This window comes from candidate division KSB1 bacterium, assembly GCA_022566355.1.
In the GTDB taxonomy this organism is placed as follows: Bacteria; Zhuqueibacterota; JdFR-76; order JdFR-76; family DREG01; genus JADFJB01.
Genome location: JADFJB010000095.1, coordinates 1 through 19,317 on the forward strand (window position 1 = coordinate 1; position 19,317 = coordinate 19,317).

Below are 19,317 nucleotides of genomic sequence, written 5' to 3' on the forward strand. Positions count from 1 at the left end.
CGTTAGAGCCTATATCAATGGAAGCAAATTTCATTAAAATACCTTTAGATGTAATTATATAAAATAAACTTTTGTAAAATATAGATATAGTGATTATTAGAATTAATATATATTTAAATAGGTTTTAACGAAAATATTTTTTTAATAGAAAATAGAGAATTAACCACCAAAATAAGGATTCCGAATGCCATTTATTCACTTGCATAACCACTCCGATTATAGTCTTTTAGATGGTGCATGTAAAATAAAAGATTTGCTTAAATGTGCGTCAGAACAGAAGATGGAGGCTTTGGCAATCACCGATCATGGGAATATGTTTGGCACTATTAATTTTTATCGTGCAGCCAAAAAGCAGGGGATAAAGCCAATCATTGGAGTAGAGGCTTATGTTGCTCCCAGAAGTCGTAAGGAAAAATCAAAAACCGACAGGAGCGATAATTCGTACCATCTTATATTATTAGTAAAAAATCTAACCGGTTATCGCAATTTATTGAAATTGGTTTCGATTGGATATCTGGAAGGATTTTACTATAGGCCGAGAATTGATCATGAAGTATTAAAGGAATATCATGATGGTATAATTGCAATGTCGGCATGTCTGCAAGGCGAAGTAGCTCAGGCGATAGTAAAAGGAAATATTGAGCTGGCTAAACAAAAGGCTGAGTCATATCGGGATATATTCGGGGATGATTTTTATTTGGAAATGCAAAACCATGAAATTCCTGATGAAAAAATAGCTGCAGAAGGAGTGCAGTACTTAAGCAAGGAATTGAGTATTCCTTTGGTGATCACCAATGATATTCATTACATGAGAAAGGAACATCACAAGCCTCATGACGCCCTGGTTTGCATACAAACCGGCAAAGAATTGGATGATCCGGATCGCCTTAAAATCGAAACCGAAGAACTATATTTTAAGTCGGAACAAGAGATGCGGGAATTATTTATCAGCCATCAGGAAGCGCTGGATATAACAAAAGAGATAGCAAATAAATGTGATTTACAACTGGAGTTCGGCAAAACATATCTTCCGAAATATGAAATTCCTTCTGACCATGAAGCAGATAATCTCGAGGATTATCTAAGACAAGTAGCGAGACAAAATCTCGAAAAACGCTATCCGGAAATTACTCCTGAAATTGAGGAGCGCTTTAATTTTGAACTTGAGGTGATTCATAAAATGGGTTACCCTGGCTATTTTTTGATTGTAAAAGATTTTATAGATTTTGCACGGAGCCAGGGAATTCCGGTTGGTCCGGGAAGAGGTTCCGCTGCCGGCAGCATCATTTCATATGTTCTTGGCATAACCAATATTGATCCGCTAAAATATGGTTTACTGTTCGAAAGATTCTTAAATCCTGAACGTGTGTCCCTTCCGGATATTGATATTGATTTTTGTTACGAACGCCGCGAGGAAGTGATTGATTATGTGCGAAAAAAGTATGGAGATAAAAACGTTACCCAAATCATCACTTTCGGAACCATGATGGCCCGTGCTGTCATTCGTGATGTCGGCCGGGTATTGAAATTAAAATATAGCGACGTTGATCAAATTGCCAAGATGATCCCTTTTGGCAATACTATCGACGAAGCATACAAAAACGTCAAAGAATTTAGAGATATATTCAATTCAAATGACGAACGATTTCAGCAGTTGTTGGAATATTCCAAAGCTTTGGAGGGTGTAGCCCGACACGCATCTACCCACGCGGCGGGCGTGGTGATCGCCCCGGAAGAATTAACCAATTTTGTGCCTCTTTTTGTTTCGAATACCGGTGATGTAACGACTCAATATGATATGAATTGTATTGAGGACATCGGGTTGTTGAAAATGGATTTCCTTGGCTTACGGACATTAACGGTACTGGCTAAAATCGTTCGAATGTTACGCGGTCGTGATGTAGAAATAGACTTGGATCAAATCCCTTTGGATGATAAAGAAACCTATGAACTTTTTGGTAAGGGTGAAACAACAGGAATATTCCAGTTTGAAAGCGGCGGTATGCGAGATTACCTGATGAAATTAAAGCCAACAAAAATTGATGATCTGATTGCGATGAACGCCTTGTATCGGCCTGGTCCTATGAAGATGATTGACGATTATATTGCCCGAAGTCATGGGAAAAAAGAAATCGAATACCTGCACCCTCTCTTGGAATCGGTTTTAAAAGAAACATATGGCATCATCGTTTATCAAGAACAAGTTATGCAAATTGTGAGTGTCCTTGGCGGATTTACCCTGGGTGAAGCAGATATCCTACGCAAAGCTATGGGTAAGAAGGAGATGGATTTATTAAAGAAGCAGGAAGCTAAATTTACCGAGGGTGCAAAACAAAAAGGAATTTCCGAAAAACTGGCCCAAAAGATTTTTGATTTGATCATTGAATTTGGCAATTACGGTTTTAATAAATCCCACGCGGTTTGCTATTCGGTTGTCGCATACCAGACAGCATATCTTAAAACACATTATCCTGCCGAGTTTATGGCTTCCACTTTAACCAGCGAAATGTCGAACTCTGACCGTATTATGGTCCTGATAGACGAATGCAGGCGCATGGGGCTTGATATACTTCCTCCATGTGTGAACGACAGTTTGGCTGATTTTACAATTGATGGCAAAAGTATTCGATTTGGTTTGGCTGCGGTAAAAAACGTTGGGAAAGGGTCAATCGAATCGATTATTCGAGCCCGGAAAAAACATGGGGCGTTCACCAATATTTACCAGTTTCTCCAGAATCTTGATTTGCGTGCTGTTAATAAAAAAGTAATGGAAAGCCTTGCAAAAGCGGGGGCAATGGATTGTTTACAAGGAAGCCGTTCTCAGCAGTTTTATAATATCGAAAACGCGATAACATTTGCTCAGAACACACAATCCGAATACCAAAGAGGACAATTCAGTATGTTCGATGCTGCCAATAATGGCGGAAAGAGTGTTTTGAATCGTTTCCCTGAATTAATAGAAACGGATGAATGGAGTCAATCTGAGCAGCTAACCTTTGAACGCGAATTGCTCGGTTTTTATGTTTCCGGTCACCCCTTGAATAAATTTCAAGATGAAGTCGAAGCGTTTTCTACCATTCATCTGAATAAATTAAATGCTTTATCTGATGGATGCGCGGTAAAAATTGGCTGTATCATTACCAATATTAAAACTATTTTTGACAAATCAAACAGGAAGATGGCATTTGCCACCATTGAGGATTTTACCGGGTCAGTAGAGATGTTGGTTTTTTCATCCATTTATGAAAAAATAGGATCACTGGTTCAGCCTGATTCTCTGATCCTAATTACCGGAAAAATCTCAACGCAGGATAATAAGGAGCCAACAATCATTTGTGAAGAAATTCTCTTACTGGCTGAAGCAAGAGAAAAGTTCACAAAAAATGTCTGTATGAATTTAAGCCTAAATGGATTGACTAACAAAAAATTAGATAGGATCAAAAAATTAGTCAATGAGCATAAAGGAAAATGCAAATTCCTTATTCATGTGACCAATGGCGATACGAGAGAATATATTATCCAATCACAAAAGTATAGAGTTGCACCTGGGAATGATTTACTCGTAAACTTGAAGGAAATTGTCGGAGCCGAAAATGTTTGGATTGAAGGGTAAGGGTTCAGATGTTATTTTGTTTTAATGGTTAATTGTAGAACACACTATTTTTTCAATAATGTTTTTCAAAGATTACATCGGGTCATTTTAAAAACTCCCAGGAGACCATTATGGATTTTGAGCTCAAACCTTTATCAATAAAAGCCATTCCGGAGGCGTTGGAAAAAGTCGAGCGCTATCGTCTTTTAAATGAACCCAAAGAAGCCGAGAGCATTTGCCTTGACATCTTAAATGCTGAACCAGGAAACCAAAAAGCGCTTATCTGGCTGATTTTATCTTTGACTGATCAATTTAATGAAGGCATTACAGACGGTGTAGATCGAGCCCGGGAATTACTGCCTCAATTAAAAAATGATTATGATAGATTATATTATCGAGGGTTAATCTTTGAAAGGCAGGGGAAAGCCTTATTGCAACGGGGGATGCCCGGCACATCACATGCCGCATATGAATGGTTTCGGGAAGCAATGCTTCATTTCGAAGAAGCGGAAAAACTGCGCCCTACTCGTAATGAAGATGCAATTCTTCGCTGGAATACCTGTGCGCGAATTATCATGAGTGAGAAGTTAGAACCCAGACCAGATGATGAATTTGAACCGTATTTAGAGTAAATTTAAATCTCTAATTTCGAAATTAGTATCAAATTCCAATGATATAAATCCGAAACTATAGACACATTTAGCAGCCATCATTAAGTTAATATATTGTTTCAGATAAGGGGAGGAATTTCCCCTCCTTTTTTGAGACTGTTGTTCCTGCGCTTCGTAATGTCTAGTTTATTGAACCCTAAAAACTCCATAGGGTATACCCGGCTAGCAATGTCACAAGAGTCGCGCTGCCGTAACAGATAGTCGCTACCAGCACATTCAAATGCTTAACCTGTAAGCCGTCGTAAAGAGTAAACCGAAAACGGTGCGCCCAGTGGAAAAGAGAAAGAGAAATAACCCCAAAGAGAAATAAACGAGGAAGAGGATGTTTTACGAAAGATAATAAGTCCCCGTAGTGGGGAGCGTCGATCCATCCTAGTGGAATGGCAAGGCCGTTCAGGAATAGCAGCACCGGTAAAACGAGAGCGGAGATAGCGCCACCTGCACCAAACACTCCCCACCAAAAAGGATCGATGTTTCTTTTCACGGCGGTTCCTTTAAATCAAATTGTCAACAGTATCCAAGCAATGAATGAGGAAAGAAAAAACCACGCGATGTAGTTTAACGCCTTAATCGCCACGTCCGGTACGCGTTTTTTGCCAAGACGCATGACCAACGCTTTCGGGGAAAGATTGAACCAAGTGAATGTGTGAAAGAGTAGAAACAAAAAGGCGATACCATGTAAGACAATCGAAACTGGTGTTTTGAGCAATTCTAAGAAGCTTGTGTAGGCCTCTTGGCTTTGAGTCAACGCACGAATTTGAAACAGCAAAACGAGTGCGTAAAATGCTACCGACAAACAGGTCAGCTCCCTGAGAATGAATTTAGCGTGCGTCCAATTGTGAACCCACCAAAAAATGGGCATCTGTTTTCGATACCACTTTGGGTGATATTTGGTATAATTTGGGTTTCGAGTCATCGTGAGTTTTTCCTAGAATCAATCAATCTTCTATTTTCCCCAGGGCATAAGTAGAGATTTCCACCAATCCACGGCTCCATCCACTTTGTAGCGCTGAATTGCTCCCGCCGGATCGACATCTTTGGGACACACCACGGTACACTCCCCTACCAACGTGCACTCGAAGATACCATTGTCCTCAGAGAGTACTTCCATCCTCTGTTTATTCCCTTGATCCCGGTTGTCCAAATTATAACGCTGTGCAAGAGCGATGACCGCAGGTCCCATAAAGGTGGGTTCCAGGCCATATACAGGACAGGCTGCATAGCACAACATACAGTTGATGCACATGCTAAATTGCATGTAGTCCTCAAGTTCCGCTGGCGTTTGTAAGTATTCCCCATCAGACAAGGGTTTTTCCTGTTCACGGATGATCCAAGGGCTCACTCGTTTCAACTTCTCCATAAAGTCACTCATCTCAATGACTAGATCGCGAACAACGGGAAAATTCTCTAAGGGCTCTACTCGAACTGGCCCAGGCAGATACTTTTCCAAAAAGCTCGCACAGGTGAGTTCCGGTACGCCATTGACCATCATCCCGCAACTGCCACAAACCCCCATGCGGCAAGACCAACGGTACGACAGGGTTCCATCCAACGTGTCTTTGATGTGGTTCAAGGCATCAAGGATTACCCAATCTTTTTGACAAGGCACTTCGTAGCTCTGGTAGACCGGCTCGGATTCTTCTTCCGGACGGTAACGGTAGACTTCTAATGTGATGCTGGTTGCCATAAAACCTCTAGTATGTTGTCACTGTGTCTGTTACTTTCCATAAACGCGCTCTGCCGGCGGCCATTTAGTGATTGTCACCGGCAGGTACTCAATTCGCGGCGGTTGGCTTTCATGTCTAAAGGCCAAACTATGTGTCAGAAATTTTCCGTCGTCTCGTTCTGGATAATCCGTGCGTTGATGGGAGCCTCGAGACTCTGTCCTCTTTAGAGCTGACTGTACAGTCGCCTCCGCAACATCGAGCATGTAGGAAAGTTCGATAGCCAACATGAGCTCAGTATTGAAAGTTAAGCTGTGATCCTGAATCGCGAGATTCAAAAATCTTTCCTGCAGATTATTGATGATTTCTTGTGATTTTCTCAAGGAATTTTCATCGCGATAAATGCCTACACCTTCTTCCATCGCCTGGTGCATCTCACTCCTAATCTTCGCGATCCGCTCTTTACCACCCTCATTTCTGAAAAACTGTCTTTCAATCCGTTTTGTTTCATCTACTGCAAGTGAGTATATGGCGGCGTTTGGATCTCTCTGATCCGATGCGAATTGGGCCGCAGCCTTACCTGCCCTGGCGCCAAACACCAACAACTCAGTCAGAGAATTGGAACCAAGACGATTAGCTCCATTGATGTTGACACACGCGACCTCGCCCGCCGCAAATAAACCTTTTAGTGGCGTCTCTCCATGAATATCCGTATGAATCCCACCCATCATGTAGTGGACAACCGGACGCACTGGAATCATCTCTTTCAAAGGGTCAATGTTTTCGTACTTTAGACAAAGCTCACGCACAAAGGGAAGCTTGCTGTTGATGACCTTCTCACCTAGATGACGAAGATCCAGGTGAACGTAGTGGCCGTATTCCCCCTCGAGAGTCCGTCCCTTCTCTTGCTCTTTGATAAAAGCCTGGGACAGCCGGTCACGAGGTCCCAGCTCCATAGAACGCAGAACGGGTTTTGGCTGCGGAGTGCCAAGGTTGTAATCCTGCAAGTAGCGATATCCGTCCTTGTTGAGCAGCCATCCTCCTTCGGAGCGAGATGCTTCCGTTATCAGAATGCCCGTAAACGGCAACCCGGTTGGATGGTATTGAATGAACTCCATATCCTTCAGCGGCACGCCGGCGCGATAGGCGAGAGCCATACCGTCGCCATTTTTTATATTGGCATTGGTCGTAAATGGAAACACTCTTCCACACCCGCCTGTACTGATGATGACAGCCTTGGCAGTGATGGCCTCAATTCTTCCCGTAGCAAGCTCTATTGCCACCACGCCTTGACAACGTCCATCATCTACAAGCAATTTGGTAACAAACCATTCGTCATATCGTTGGATGGGATCATATTTAAGCGAGGTCTGAAATAAAGTGTGCAGCATGTGAAAGCCGGTTTTGTCGGATGCGAACCAGGTGCGTTCTATCTTCATGCCGCCAAATGGCCGCACAGCGATGCTGCCATCTTCTTCACGGCTCCAGGGACAACCCCAGTGCTCAAGCTGGATCATCTCCTCTGGTGCCTCCTTGACAAATACCTCGACGGCATCCTGGTCGCAGAGCCAGTCGGCTCCTGAAATGGTATCATAAGCATGATCTTCAAGACTGTCGTTCTGCTTGATAACTGCCGCAGCTCCTCCCTCTGCAGATACCGTGTGGCTGCGCATCGGATAAACTTTTGACACCACGGCGATGCTCAGTTTTGGATTGATTTCAGCAACAGCGATTGCGGCGCGCAACCCGGCTCCACCACCGCCAACTATCATTACATCATGCTTGTGGGCCATATGCAGAACTCTCTCCTTAAATTAGGCTACTGAAAGAATTGTGTAGAATTTCGACCACTGGAAATGACAAAAGAATGAAAATATAGCTTACCTAACTTTAATATACAACAAAAAAATAACTTGCGGCAATATGCCGATGTTGACACATCTACTGCGTAATCTGTATTTAAAAGCGTCCTAAGTGGCATAAATCTCAAAAGAGGATAACACTAAAATTGTCGGCAGGGAAGACATCCATCATAAGTCCTTTTGATGAGTTAAACCAAAATCCTGTACCTTGCTGTTTGAATAACTTCAGTTGCCATATTGAGCCTTTCCATGTTTAAAAAACGTAAAGAATTTGTATGTGGAAAACCGATCAGTAAGGATTTAATAATGGATTTTGGATTGTAAAAATCAAGAAGAAAATTAAGCAGATAAAATATAGTTTTAACTATAAATTCATCTTGTTACAAAGCTCACTGGGTTCTATGCGCTTTGATAAAAGGTAGCGTGACTCCAAACTTATATTTTTAGTAATCGCTTCCATAATATTTTCTTGACTTTGTTAAATCCATTTGGTAATTTTCGAAGAATAAAACATAGTAGGGAGGTTATGGAAAGTTCATGACCAGCTTTGGTGTCTGAAAAATGGTAATTTTATGAAGAGCAGAAATTATTGGTTTAATTCAAGTATACTTGAATTCTTACTAACCACTTATCAATAAGTGGTTTAAAAACATTCGCACATTGATATCTTCAAATAGTCAAAAAGAAACTTCAGATGAGAGGCGATCAGTTTTTAATGAATGTATATATGAAAATTATGAGATACGTAAACCCTTATTACTTAAAGAAAATAAAATAGAGAACGAACGTTCCATTGAATATAAAATCAGTCAAGTATTATCATCATTACAAAAAACGAACAACAAGAGTTATTCAAAAATCCAAGAATGGCAATTTTATTTTCTTTAGTTGGTCCAATTTTTCTAATCCCAGGATTGATTATTCCTCAAGTCTCATAGGTGTTTCTGATTTTTGGATTATTCTTTACATATATTTGGATTACTAATCTACAAGTGTTCTACAAAATGTTAAAATTGATGCGATATTTTGAACGTAAAGGAATCGAGTATAAAACTGTCCTTATGATAAAAAAAGATAACAGAGTGCTAGATATAAACAATCCTGAAAAGTTTATGAATGCCTTGAATTGATACTAAAATAAAGAATAGAACTTAGCTGAATAAAAAGACTTTAGAAAAACAACTTATAGTAGTGTGAGTTCAACGATGTTAAAATATAAAGGTTATACCGGAAATGTTGTGTATGATGATGAGTTTGCAATATTTCACGGTGAAGTTTTAGATACAAGAGATGTAATAACTTTTCAAGGGATGAGTGTAAAAGAAATCCAAAGGGCTTTTCGAGATTCAATAAATGATTATCTGGATTTTTGCAAATCAAGAAGTGAAGAACCTAACAGACCTTTTTCAGGTAAATTTGTATTAAGAATGCCTCCTGAGCTTCACCACAAATTGTATGTCAAAGCCGCTAAATCCGGTAAGAGTTTAAACAAGTGGGTAATAGAAAATCTAGAGAAAATTTCTCTTGAGAGTTAGGGTTTTCTTATTGATTTGATGACGTTCTTGATGTGGTAGAAAAACAATGAAACCGAAATCTCATTTAAAAGATGGTCAACTCGTCGCAGATTTAAGTTTTGGAGAACTGGAAGAAATGAGTCAAAAGGATCAAAGTCTGAAGGTCATCTTATGGAATGTTGTCGGAATTAAAATAGACTAGATATATTGATGCCATCAATTCAATTAAAAACAATGAGGATTTCATGAAAGCAATACAAATAACAAAACATGGCGGTAGTGAAGCCATGGAATATAAGGATGTCCCAACTCCAGATCCAGGTACTGACGAGGTATTATTGAAACTCGGCGCTTGTGGAGTAAATTTCATAGATGTATACCAACGAACCGGTCTATACCCTGTTAACTTACCTTATATTCTTGGACTTGAAGGTGCGGGTAGTGTGGAGCAAATTGGCAATGATGTTTCCAGCTTTTCAATTGGCGATTCGGTAGCATTTACAGGAGCAGCCGGAGCCTATGCCGAATATGTTGTAGTACCTGCCGGTAAATTAGTGCGATTGCCGCAAGAAATCGATTTTCGTTCTGCAGCGGCTGTAATGCTACAGGGCATGACGGCTCACTACCTGGCATTCAGTACTTACCCGCTAAAGAGTGGTGACACATGCCTTGTCCATGCTGCCGCTGGAGGCGTCGGGCTCTTATTGGTTCAGATGGCGAAACAATGTGGCGCCAGGGTTTTTGGCACTGTTTCAACAGAGGAAAAAGCAGCTTTAGCTCGTTCTGCTGGCGCCGATGAGGTAATTCTATATACACAGAAAGATTTCGAACAAGATGTGAAAAGTTTGACCGATGGCAAAGGAGTCAATGTGGTTTACGATTCAGTGGGTAAAGACACTTTTGAAAAGAGTTTGAATTGCCTTTCGCTTCAGGGTTATTTGGTTTTGTACGGTCAATCGAGCGGTCCCGTGCCGCCGTTCGATCCGGCTATTTTAAATACAAAAGGCTCGCTCTTTCTCACCAGGCCATCCCTGTTTCATTATATTGCCGACCGGGCGAGTCTTGAAAAACGCGCAGAAGAAGTGTTAGATTGGGTTGCTAAAGGACAATTGAATTTGCGGATTGAACATGTTTTCCCATTAGCAGAAGCCGCCGACGCACATAGCAGTCTTGAAGGACGAAAAACTACTGGGAAAGTTCTTCTAATTCCGTAAGAATTATACTCTGAATAAACTCTAAATTTAACTTAGCCTGGATAATTCATGAATTATAGTTTTAAGCTTAAAATTTCCTAATTGTCATCCCGTCGCAACGGGATCTATTTCCATAAAAAGGGAATAGTAAAATCGTAAGTATAAATTAGTTGTAAAATAGATCCCTACTGGATGACAGTGATAAGGTTTATGAATAAATCAAGTTAGTTATTATAATATCAAATGTCCAAAATTACATTCAAATAAAATATTAAACCGTGAATGAAAAATTGTTCTTGTTTCGATTGATTCAAAAGTTATATTATTAGATTCAAATTATTGAATTCGAAAATCTGAAAAAATATAATCAATTCATAGAATCCACCTATGAAAACAACAATTAGAAAATCTGACCCAAAAAATGCAAACGAATTAACTTTGATTGCACACATCTCAAAAAGATACTGGGGATATTCTGAAAGCTCGATTAAGGAATGGGAAAATGAGCTCACAATAACAAAAGAATTCATACAAGTCAATCAAGTCTTTGAAATTGTAAAGTCAAAAAAAACGGTGGGTTTCTATGCTTTGGCTGATAAAGATGAAGGAATGAGTATTGAGCATTTTTGGATTTTACCTGAATATATAGGCAACGGGTTGGGGACGAAGTTATTCCAGCATGCTGTAAAAATTGCCGGATCGATGAGTGCTAAATGGTTTGAAATTGTATCTGATCCAAATGCAGAAGGTTTTTTTGTAAAGATGGGAGCCAAAAGAATTGGAGACCTTGTGACCCAGTTAGAAGGCAGACCTCGACGTTTACCTTTGTTTAAGTATAAATTTCCAATGAAGGAATGAATACCACAAGAAATATCAGAATAAATGTGTCTCTATTCGTATTGATTTTAGGATTGTTGTTCGGATGTAATCCAGCTCAAAAATCACAATATAAACTGGAATCGAATGAGCCTTTCCTCGTTATCCTTGGAATTGCACAGGATGCCGGCTTTCCACAAGCCGGTATGAAGCAAAATGAGCTTTGGGAAGATCCGACAAAAAAAAGATACGCAACTTGCCTGGCGTTAATCGATCCTTTATCCAAACAAAGGTGGATGTTTGAAGCTACTCCGGACTTTAAATACCAGCTTCATGAATTAGACAAGATTTTGCCTGTAGATAATGTTCCCGGATTGACTGGTATTTTTCTGACTCATGCTCATGTTGGGCATTACACCGGCTTGATACACATTGGTCATGAAATTATTGGCGGCAAGAAAGTTCCGGTTCATGCCATGCCGCGCATGCATGAATTTTTAAGTTCCAATGGCCCCTGGGATCAGTTGGTTCGGTATGAAAATATTGAATTACGAAAACTAACAAAAGATAAATCAATACAGTTGAATCCCAGGTTATCAGTTACACCATTTCTTGTTCCACACAGGGATGAATATTCTGAAACCGTTGGTTTCCGCATTCAGGGTCCGAATCGTTCGGTGATTTTTATTCCTGATATCAATAAATGGGAAATATTGGATGAGTGGGGGATCAGGATTGAGGATTTAATTTCACAGGTTGATGTTGCATTGTTGGATGGCTCTTTTTTTGCCGACGGGGAAGTGCCGGGGCGGGTGATGTCTGAAATACCACACCCTTTTATTTCTGAAAGTATGGACCGGTTTAGTGCGCTTGCGGAACAGGAAATCGAAAAGATTAAATTCATTCACCTGAACCGAACCAATCCTGCGCTGTTTGAAGAAAACATAGAATTTAAAGAAATTAAAGCTAAAGGATTTGGACTTGCCAAAGAATTAGAAAGGATCAGGCTTTAGTTGTTTTAATATTAAGTAGGTCAAATTATACATAACAACCTTGTTTAGCATCCTGAGTAATCCCGACGTTTTTTGTCGGGATATATCGAAGGGTGCTACTCAAAATAACAATTGTGAACAGTTTAATAGAACATCACAATAATTCATAAAAAAGGAATCATTCAATGTTCATAAACAGACTGCTGCAACACAAAGTTTGCGTAATTTTCTTATTCGTTCTTTTATTCGGCTGTCAATCCCAAAGAGCAGATATCCCAGCAAGAGCTGATTACACCTCAGTTACCAAAGCTTTAGAACGTGTAATCACCAGGGAAATGGAGGACAAACAATTTTCGGCTGTATCCATCGCTCTGGTGGATGACCAGGAAATCGTCTGGGCAAAAGGATTTGGCATGGCTGATCCTGATAAAAAAACCGTTGCTACTGCTGAAACAGTTTACAGAATTGCATCTCTGTCTAAGTTGTTCACTGATATGTCTGTTATGCAGCTTGCAGAAAGCGGAAAAATAGATATCGATGCGCCTGTCACAGATTATCTGCCAAATTTCCAACCACAAAATTCATTTGGTAAAAGGTTAACACTTCGACAAATTATGAGTCATCGTGCCGGAATTGTGCGTGAACCGCCGGTTGGACATTACTTCGATCCTACTGAACCAACAGTCGCACAATTGGTTGAGAGCCTAAATCAAACAGCTTTGGTCTATGAGCCCGAAACACGCACCAAGTATTCAAATGCCGGCATTTCAGTAGCAGGGTTTGCCGTTGAGAAAGTTGCTGAAAAGCCTTTCATCCAATACATCCAAGCCGCAATACTTGATCCAATTGGCATGACGAGAAGCGCCTATGAACCCCTCCCGGAAATCAAAAAACATTTGGCAAAGGGTTACATGTGGACTTATGATGGCAGAACTTTTGAAGCTCCTACATTTCAACTGGGTATGGTGCCTGCCGCTGGCATGTATTCCACCGTTAAAGATCTGGCAAGGTTTATGAAGGTGCTGTTCAACAATGGGGAAGGCCCCGGTGGAGCCATACTCAAACCAGAGACCCTTGCGAAAATGTATGAGATCCAATACGCAAGCGAGGAACAGAAATCCGGCTTCGGACTAGGGTTTTATGTTAATGAATTCGAAGGGAAACGAAAAATCGGGCACGGTGGTGTGATGTATGGATATGCTACTCAAATTGCCGCATTACCGGATGAGAAATTGGGAGTCGTAACGATTATTACATTAGATGCAGCCAATGAAGTAGCAAACCGGATAAATAATTATGCATTTAAACTCATGCTGGCTAAAAAAGAGGGTAAAGTTCTTCCCGAGTTTGATCAACCGGGATCACCGATTCCGACTGAAGTTATACGAAAAATAGAAGGTACTTATGTAAATTTAAAACGTACCGTTGAGCTCAAGGAACAAAATGGAAAATTATTCCTTTATTCCGGCAGTATTCGTGCAGAATTAAAATCCATTGGAGATACGTTAATTACAGATGATCCTTTGGGCTATGGTGTAAAGATAGTGCCACAAGAAAATGGCGGTATTATTTATCAAAGTGAATCTCTGTCCCGGCTGACACTCGATCAACCAACCTCAATCCCAAAACACTGGAATGGTTTGATTGGGGAATATGGTTGGGACCACAACACGCTTTATATATTGGAGAAATATGGAAAACTGTACACTCTAATCGAGTGGTTTTTCTATTATCCCCTTGAGGAAATATCCAGGAATGTTTATGCTTTTCCAAATTATGGATTATATCATGGAGAAAAGCTCATTTTTGATCGCGATGATAAAGGGTATGCTACGCAAGTGGAGGCAGCCAATGTGGTTTTCAAACGAAGGCCCGCTGGCATGGATGGAGGCGCTACATTCAAAATTAAACCTCTTAAAGAGAGTGAGGAACTTCGAAAAACTGCGCTGGCAGCAAATCCACCTGCGGAAAATAGAGAGCTTGAAGCGGATCTGGTAGATATTACGCAATTGGATAACACCATCAAATTAGATATACGTTATAGTTCAACCAACAATTTTATGAGTACCGTATTTTATGAACAGGCAAAAGCCTTTATGCAACGCCCAGCCGCAGAGGCCCTGGTTCGTGTGCATCGTGATTTGAAAAAGATGGGCTATGGTCTTTTGATCCATGATGCTTATCGACCCTGGTATGTTACCAAGATGTTCTGGGATGCCACTCCGGAAAGTCTCAAGCATTTTGTTGCAGATCCGCAAAAAGGATCGAGGCACAATAGGGGATGTGCAGTGGACTTGACACTTTATGACTTAAAGACTGGAGAAACGGTCGATATGGTCGCTACCTATGATGAATTTTCCGATCGGTCGTTTCCTTATTATCCGGGTGGAACATCACAACAGAGATGGCTGAGAAAATTATTGCGAAATTCAATGGAGGCGGAAGGTTTTGAAATTTATCAATTTGAATGGTGGCATTTCGATTACGAAACCTGGCAAAAATATCCCATATCAAATCTTACTTTTGAAGGAATTCTGAATCAAAATCAACAATGATATCATCTCAAGAGATAGAATCCAACAATCAGAGCGTAATACTAATCGGGTTTCCATTTGATGAATATTCATCGTATTTGAAGGGCGCTGCCAAAGCGCCGCAAGCTATTCGGGATGCTTTAAAATCGGAATCGACCAACTCCTTTAGTGAATCAGGGCTTGATCTGAGTATTCCTGATGTACTTAAAGATTTTGGTGATGTTGTGTTTTCTTCTGATGAATATGTAAGCAAGATCGGCACATCCATTCAAGGTATTCTCCGAAGTGACCAAATCCCAATAGCGCTTGGAGGAGATCACTCTATCACATATCCGATTGTCAAAGCATTTCATAAAAAATATCCGCTGTTAAATATTCTTCATTTTGACGCCCATCCTGATCTTTACGATGAATTCCAGGGTAACCGGTTTTCGCACGCCTGTCCATTTGCAAGGATCATGGAAGAAAATCTAGCGTCGCGGCTTATTCAACTAGGGATTCGAACCTGCACGCAACACCAAAGAGATCAGGCAAAAAAATTTGGTGTTGAAATGATCGAAATGAAAGATTGGACTCAAAAATTCAGTATTGATTTCGAGGGACCAATTTATATATCGTTTGATTTGGATGTGCTGGATCCCGCTTATGCCCCTGGTGTTTCACATCATGAGCCAGGTGGCGCTTCAATTCGGCAAGTATTAAATGTAATTCAACAATTAAACTGCAAGATAGTCGGTGCAGATGTTGTTGAATTAAATCCGGAAAGAGATCCGTTTGGTATAACAGCAATGACGGCTGCTAAAATTGTTAAAGAAATCGCAGCAAAAATGATCCAGAAATAGGTAAGCATTTCCGTAATTCCAGCACATATCCTTTTTATTATCCATGTCTAATCCGCAGGATTCAGTGGCAATCATTAAAGTTCATTTATCAACCAAAACTTTGTAGAAAATGATGCACTATAGTTCTATATTTAAAAATTATTTTTGGAAAGGATTAACTAAATCATGAGTCATATGAATCCACTTGAGAAGTCAAAAGTTGATTATGCTGAGTTGATCAAAAAAATAGGATCGGCTGATTCACCTGTTGGTATCGATGCTGGTTATACACATGCTGTGATCATCGAGTATTTGCGGCAAATTAGCGATAGGTTGGACAAACTTGAACAAGCGATCGGTGTAAAAGAAAATAGCTAATTATTTAGGTTTAGCTTTGATAATTATAATGCATTCTATCTTCTTTTTGATTGTAAATTGCACCAACAAATTCTTCCCCTTTTCAACAGTTTCGTGAAGAAGGAGAATGATTTTAATTCATAATTTGTATTATGAAACCAAATTAATAATAAATATGGAGATTGTGTAAGTGCCAACACAAAAAAAACCTGAAAAAGGAAAACCAGTTCAAAAACAAACCACAGTGATTCTATCTCTTGCAACTGTATTTTTTTTGTTTTCTGGTTATCATTTCGTGAATGCATTGAAGAAAGGACCGGAGCACATACATTCTCGAGATGATGCGCCAAAAAACCAACAGCAAACAAACCAACAAGTTCCAGATGTTTTAACCCACGAAGAAATGCATGCCCTGGAGGAACAACTAAAATTAGATCCGGAAAACTTTGAAAATCTTAGACATTTAGGCCATTTGTATCTTGAAGAACGCCTGCCGGGAAAAGCTGTTGAAGTATTCCGAAAGGCAGCTTTGTTGAATCCAAGCGCTTTAGACGTTTATGTTGAACTTGGCGTAGCCCTTAGGCAAAACGGTCAACCCGATCAAGCTGCAGAAGTGTTGACCCGCATTTCCAATTCCGTGCCAGAGTTTACAGATGCATGGTTACAATTAGCCATTACCTATCGATTTGGCTTAGAAGATAATCAAAAGGCTCTGCAAGCATTTGAGAAATTTCTAACACTAGATTCGGAAAGTCCAATTGTTGCACAAGTAAAACAAGAAATTGAAGCGATAAAATCTGAAATGAAAAATTAGAAATCATGGTTCATGCTAAACCATCTCCCAAAGTATTATCAAATTAAAATGTTTTGAAGAAAACTGATTAACGTGATCGATTAACCTGATCTATTCATAAACCTTATCACAGTCATCCCGGAGGGATATGTTTTGCAACTAATTTATACAACCAATTTTACTATTTCTTTTTATGGAAATAGATCCCGTTGCGACGGGATGACATTTGGAAACTTTAAGCTTAAAAGCTGATTTATGAATTATCCAGGTTAATTTCGAATTAATAACCTAATGGAGATTATATGTTGATGATGAATAAGAGAATACTTTTTCCTTTGAGTTTGTTTCTGTTTCTTGGATCAGCTGGATGGGGGTTGGCGCAAAAACCCATTCGATATGAAATTTCATTTCAAAATGCTGTTCATCACGAAGCCGAAATTTCAATTGATTTTCCTGATGTAAAAGTTGATGTTCTGGAAGTTCGAATGAGCCGGTCTTCGCCTGGCAGGTATGCAATTCATGAGTTCGCAAAAAATGTTTACAATGTTAAAGCCTTTAATAGTAAAGGAAAAAAATTAGTTATTAGTCGACCAAATCCGTCCCAGTGGAATATTGCTGGTCATGATGGCAATGTAAAAGTCACCTATACATTATTTGCAGATCGGGCCGGCGGAACCTATTCCGGAATCGATGAAACCCATGGCCATTTGAATATGCCGGCAACATTCGTATGGGCTCGTGGGCTAGGTGATAGACCCATCGAAATTGAGTTTAATGTGCCACAATCCAGTAATTGGAAGGTAGCAACGCAACTGAAACCCACCGGAAATTCATATAAATTCACTGCGCCAAATCTGTATTATTTTTTAGATAGCCCAACTGAGTTGAGTGATTTCATTTTAGAAGAATGGAAGGTTGAAACAAATAATCAAACAGCGATGATCCGGATTGCCATGCATCATGACGGCACTGAAGACGAAGTGAAGATTTATGCAAAAATGACGGATGCGATCATCAAGGAAGAAATTGCGGTTTTTGGCGAATTACCTGAATTTGATTATGGGACGTATACTTTTATCTGTGATTACCTACCCCATGTTTCAGGCGACGGTATGGAGCATCGCAACTCAACCATTTGTGTAAGCACGAGATCCCTGAAGAAGTTTGCTAGCCGTAATCTCAGCACAATGGCGCATGAATTTTTTCATGCCTGGAATGTGGAAAGATTGCGTCCCAAATCGTTGGAGCCATTTGATTTCGAGCGAGCGAACATGTCCGGTGAACTGTGGTTTGCCGAAGGCTTTACCAGCTATTACACATCTCTTATCATGCACAGAGCTCAAATCAGAAGTTTAGATCGATATACCCAAAGTATTTCACAAGGCTTAACTTTTGTGATTAACTCACCGGGGCGAAATTTCTTTAGTCCTGTGGAAATGAGCATGCAAGCCCCATTTGTAGATGCCGCAACCGCAGTCGATCCAAATAACCGAACCAATACATTTATTTCTTATTATACTTATGGCTCAGTTACCGGACTGGGATTAGACCTAACGCTTCGGTCTAAATTTCGTGTAACCTTAGATGATTATATGAAAGCTGTATGGCAGGCACATGGGAAAACTGAAATTGCCTACACCCTTGATGATTTGCGTACTATTCTCGGGAAAGTGGCCGGGGATCAAAAGTTTGCAGATAATTTTTTTGAAAAGCATATTTTTGGATCCGAAATAGTCGATTATAAAAAGTTGCTGGCGAACGCCGGACTGCTATTACACAAAGCAGATCCGGATAAAGCATTTCTGGGATACATCAATTTAGAATACTCCGATGAAGGCGCACGACTCAGTTCCGCAACAAGAATAGGCAGCCCTATGTACCAGGCAGGATTGGATCGCGGCGATTTAATCGAGGAATTGGATGGAAAGATATTACAAAGCGCAGATGATTTTGAAGCGGTGCGAAATGCTCACAAAGCTGGTGATACTGTTACGATAAACTTCCAGCAACGTGGAAAAATAAAAGAAAAGCAGATTACATTTGTCGATCATCCGGGTTTAGAAGTTGTGCCTTACGAACATGTCGGCATGCAATTAACTGAGAACATGAAGAAATTCAGGGAGAATTGGTTAGGATCAAAAACGGGAGGGGTTAATCTGACCAAGACGTGCCCGGTTTGTAAACGTTCGTATGAATTTCAACTTGAATATTGTCAATTTGATGGAGAAGAATTATCCATATTTTGAGGATGAGATTGTGGTAAAGGTTGAGGTTAAGTGTTCGTTTTACTGTGGAATTTAAATAATCGAAACTTCTGAAAAATAACTATTTTGCTGTCATTTCGAGGAGTTTACGACGAGAAATCTTTTAATCTATACCAAAAAATGTTTTGTTAGAGATAAAATTTCTCTTCGCGGAGTTTATCCTAAAGCCTAGCTGAAGGACTGCGTCGAAATGACATTCTGTTAATTTTTCAGAAGTTTCATAATCAAACATTAAATTAAGGAG

15 protein-coding genes are annotated in these 19,317 nt (G+C 40.0%); 11 read left to right on the forward strand and 4 right to left on the reverse strand.

Features of this window, described 5'->3' with window-relative positions; all coding sequences use genetic code 11:
- Nucleotides 1-184 precede the first annotated feature (184 nt).
- Both IIC38_15035 and IIC38_15040 read left to right on the forward strand, forming a co-directional pair.
- The gene (locus IIC38_15035; GenBank protein ID MCH8127249.1) at nucleotides 185-3,613 is read left to right on the forward strand and encodes a DNA polymerase III subunit alpha; all 3,429 of its coding nucleotides are present in this window, start codon (nucleotides 185-187) and stop codon (nucleotides 3,611-3,613) included.
- Between the two features lie 110 nt (nucleotides 3,614-3,723).
- On the forward strand, nucleotides 3,724-4,224 hold the full coding sequence (locus IIC38_15040; protein ID MCH8127250.1) for a hypothetical protein: 501 nt from the start codon (nucleotides 3,724-3,726) through the stop codon (nucleotides 4,222-4,224).
- 175 nt (nucleotides 4,225-4,399) lie between these two features.
- Here the strand turns inward: IIC38_15040 and IIC38_15045 are convergent, their stop codons facing one another.
- Genes IIC38_15045 through frdA form a run of 4 tightly spaced genes read right to left on the reverse strand, consistent with a single transcriptional unit; the run spans nucleotide 4,400 to nucleotide 7,720 of the window.
- Nucleotides 4,400-4,747, reverse strand: coding sequence for a fumarate reductase subunit D (locus tag IIC38_15045; protein MCH8127251.1), 348 nt, complete (start codon nucleotides 4,745-4,747; stop codon nucleotides 4,400-4,402).
- Nucleotides 4,748-4,762: 15 nt separating this feature from the next.
- On the reverse strand, nucleotides 4,763-5,179 hold the full coding sequence (locus IIC38_15050) for a hypothetical protein (protein MCH8127252.1): 417 nt from the start codon (nucleotides 5,177-5,179) through the stop codon (nucleotides 4,763-4,765).
- Nucleotides 5,180-5,209: 30 nt separating this feature from the next.
- Nucleotides 5,210-5,950: a succinate dehydrogenase/fumarate reductase iron-sulfur subunit gene (locus IIC38_15055; protein ID MCH8127253.1), complete on the reverse strand. Its 741-nt coding sequence runs from the start codon at nucleotides 5,948-5,950 to the stop codon at nucleotides 5,210-5,212.
- A gap of 30 nt (nucleotides 5,951-5,980) precedes the next feature.
- On the reverse strand, nucleotides 5,981-7,720 hold the full coding sequence (gene frdA, locus IIC38_15060) for a fumarate reductase (quinol) flavoprotein subunit (protein ID MCH8127254.1): 1,740 nt from the start codon (nucleotides 7,718-7,720) through the stop codon (nucleotides 5,981-5,983).
- A gap of 1,274 nt (nucleotides 7,721-8,994) precedes the next feature.
- Between frdA and IIC38_15065 the strand changes: the two genes are divergently transcribed.
- The 9 genes from IIC38_15065 (at nucleotide 8,995) to IIC38_15105 (ending at nucleotide 19,055) form a co-directional block, all read left to right on the forward strand.
- Nucleotides 8,995-9,324, forward strand: a complete 330-nt coding sequence (locus IIC38_15065) for a type II toxin-antitoxin system HicB family antitoxin (protein ID MCH8127255.1) — start codon at nucleotides 8,995-8,997, stop codon at nucleotides 9,322-9,324.
- A gap of 224 nt (nucleotides 9,325-9,548) precedes the next feature.
- Nucleotides 9,549-10,517: a quinone oxidoreductase gene (locus IIC38_15070; protein MCH8127256.1), complete on the forward strand. Its 969-nt coding sequence runs from the start codon at nucleotides 9,549-9,551 to the stop codon at nucleotides 10,515-10,517.
- 366 nt (nucleotides 10,518-10,883) lie between these two features.
- On the forward strand, nucleotides 10,884-11,354 hold the full coding sequence (locus IIC38_15075; GenBank protein MCH8127257.1) for a GNAT family N-acetyltransferase: 471 nt from the start codon (nucleotides 10,884-10,886) through the stop codon (nucleotides 11,352-11,354).
- Nucleotides 11,351-12,325, forward strand: a complete 975-nt coding sequence (locus IIC38_15080) for a pyrroloquinoline quinone biosynthesis protein PqqB (protein ID MCH8127258.1) — start codon at nucleotides 11,351-11,353, stop codon at nucleotides 12,323-12,325. The genes IIC38_15075 and IIC38_15080 overlap by 4 nt, the downstream gene beginning before the upstream one ends.
- A 164-nt stretch (nucleotides 12,326-12,489) precedes the next feature.
- Nucleotides 12,490-14,859, forward strand: coding sequence for a serine hydrolase (locus IIC38_15085; GenBank protein ID MCH8127259.1), 2,370 nt, complete (start codon nucleotides 12,490-12,492; stop codon nucleotides 14,857-14,859).
- Nucleotides 14,856-15,680, forward strand: a complete 825-nt coding sequence (gene speB, locus IIC38_15090; GenBank protein MCH8127260.1) for an agmatinase — start codon at nucleotides 14,856-14,858, stop codon at nucleotides 15,678-15,680. The genes IIC38_15085 and speB overlap by 4 nt, the downstream gene beginning before the upstream one ends.
- A 174-nt stretch (nucleotides 15,681-15,854) precedes the next feature.
- On the forward strand, nucleotides 15,855-16,037 hold the full coding sequence (locus IIC38_15095) for a hypothetical protein (protein MCH8127261.1): 183 nt from the start codon (nucleotides 15,855-15,857) through the stop codon (nucleotides 16,035-16,037).
- 169 nt (nucleotides 16,038-16,206) lie between these two features.
- Nucleotides 16,207-16,830, forward strand: coding sequence for a tetratricopeptide repeat protein (locus IIC38_15100; protein MCH8127262.1), 624 nt, complete (start codon nucleotides 16,207-16,209; stop codon nucleotides 16,828-16,830).
- Between the two features lie 290 nt (nucleotides 16,831-17,120).
- A complete protein-coding gene (locus tag IIC38_15105) occupies nucleotides 17,121-19,055 on the forward strand; it encodes a M61 family metallopeptidase (GenBank protein ID MCH8127263.1) in 1,935 nt (644 codons plus the stop codon).
- Nucleotides 19,056-19,317: the final 262 nt, after the last annotated feature.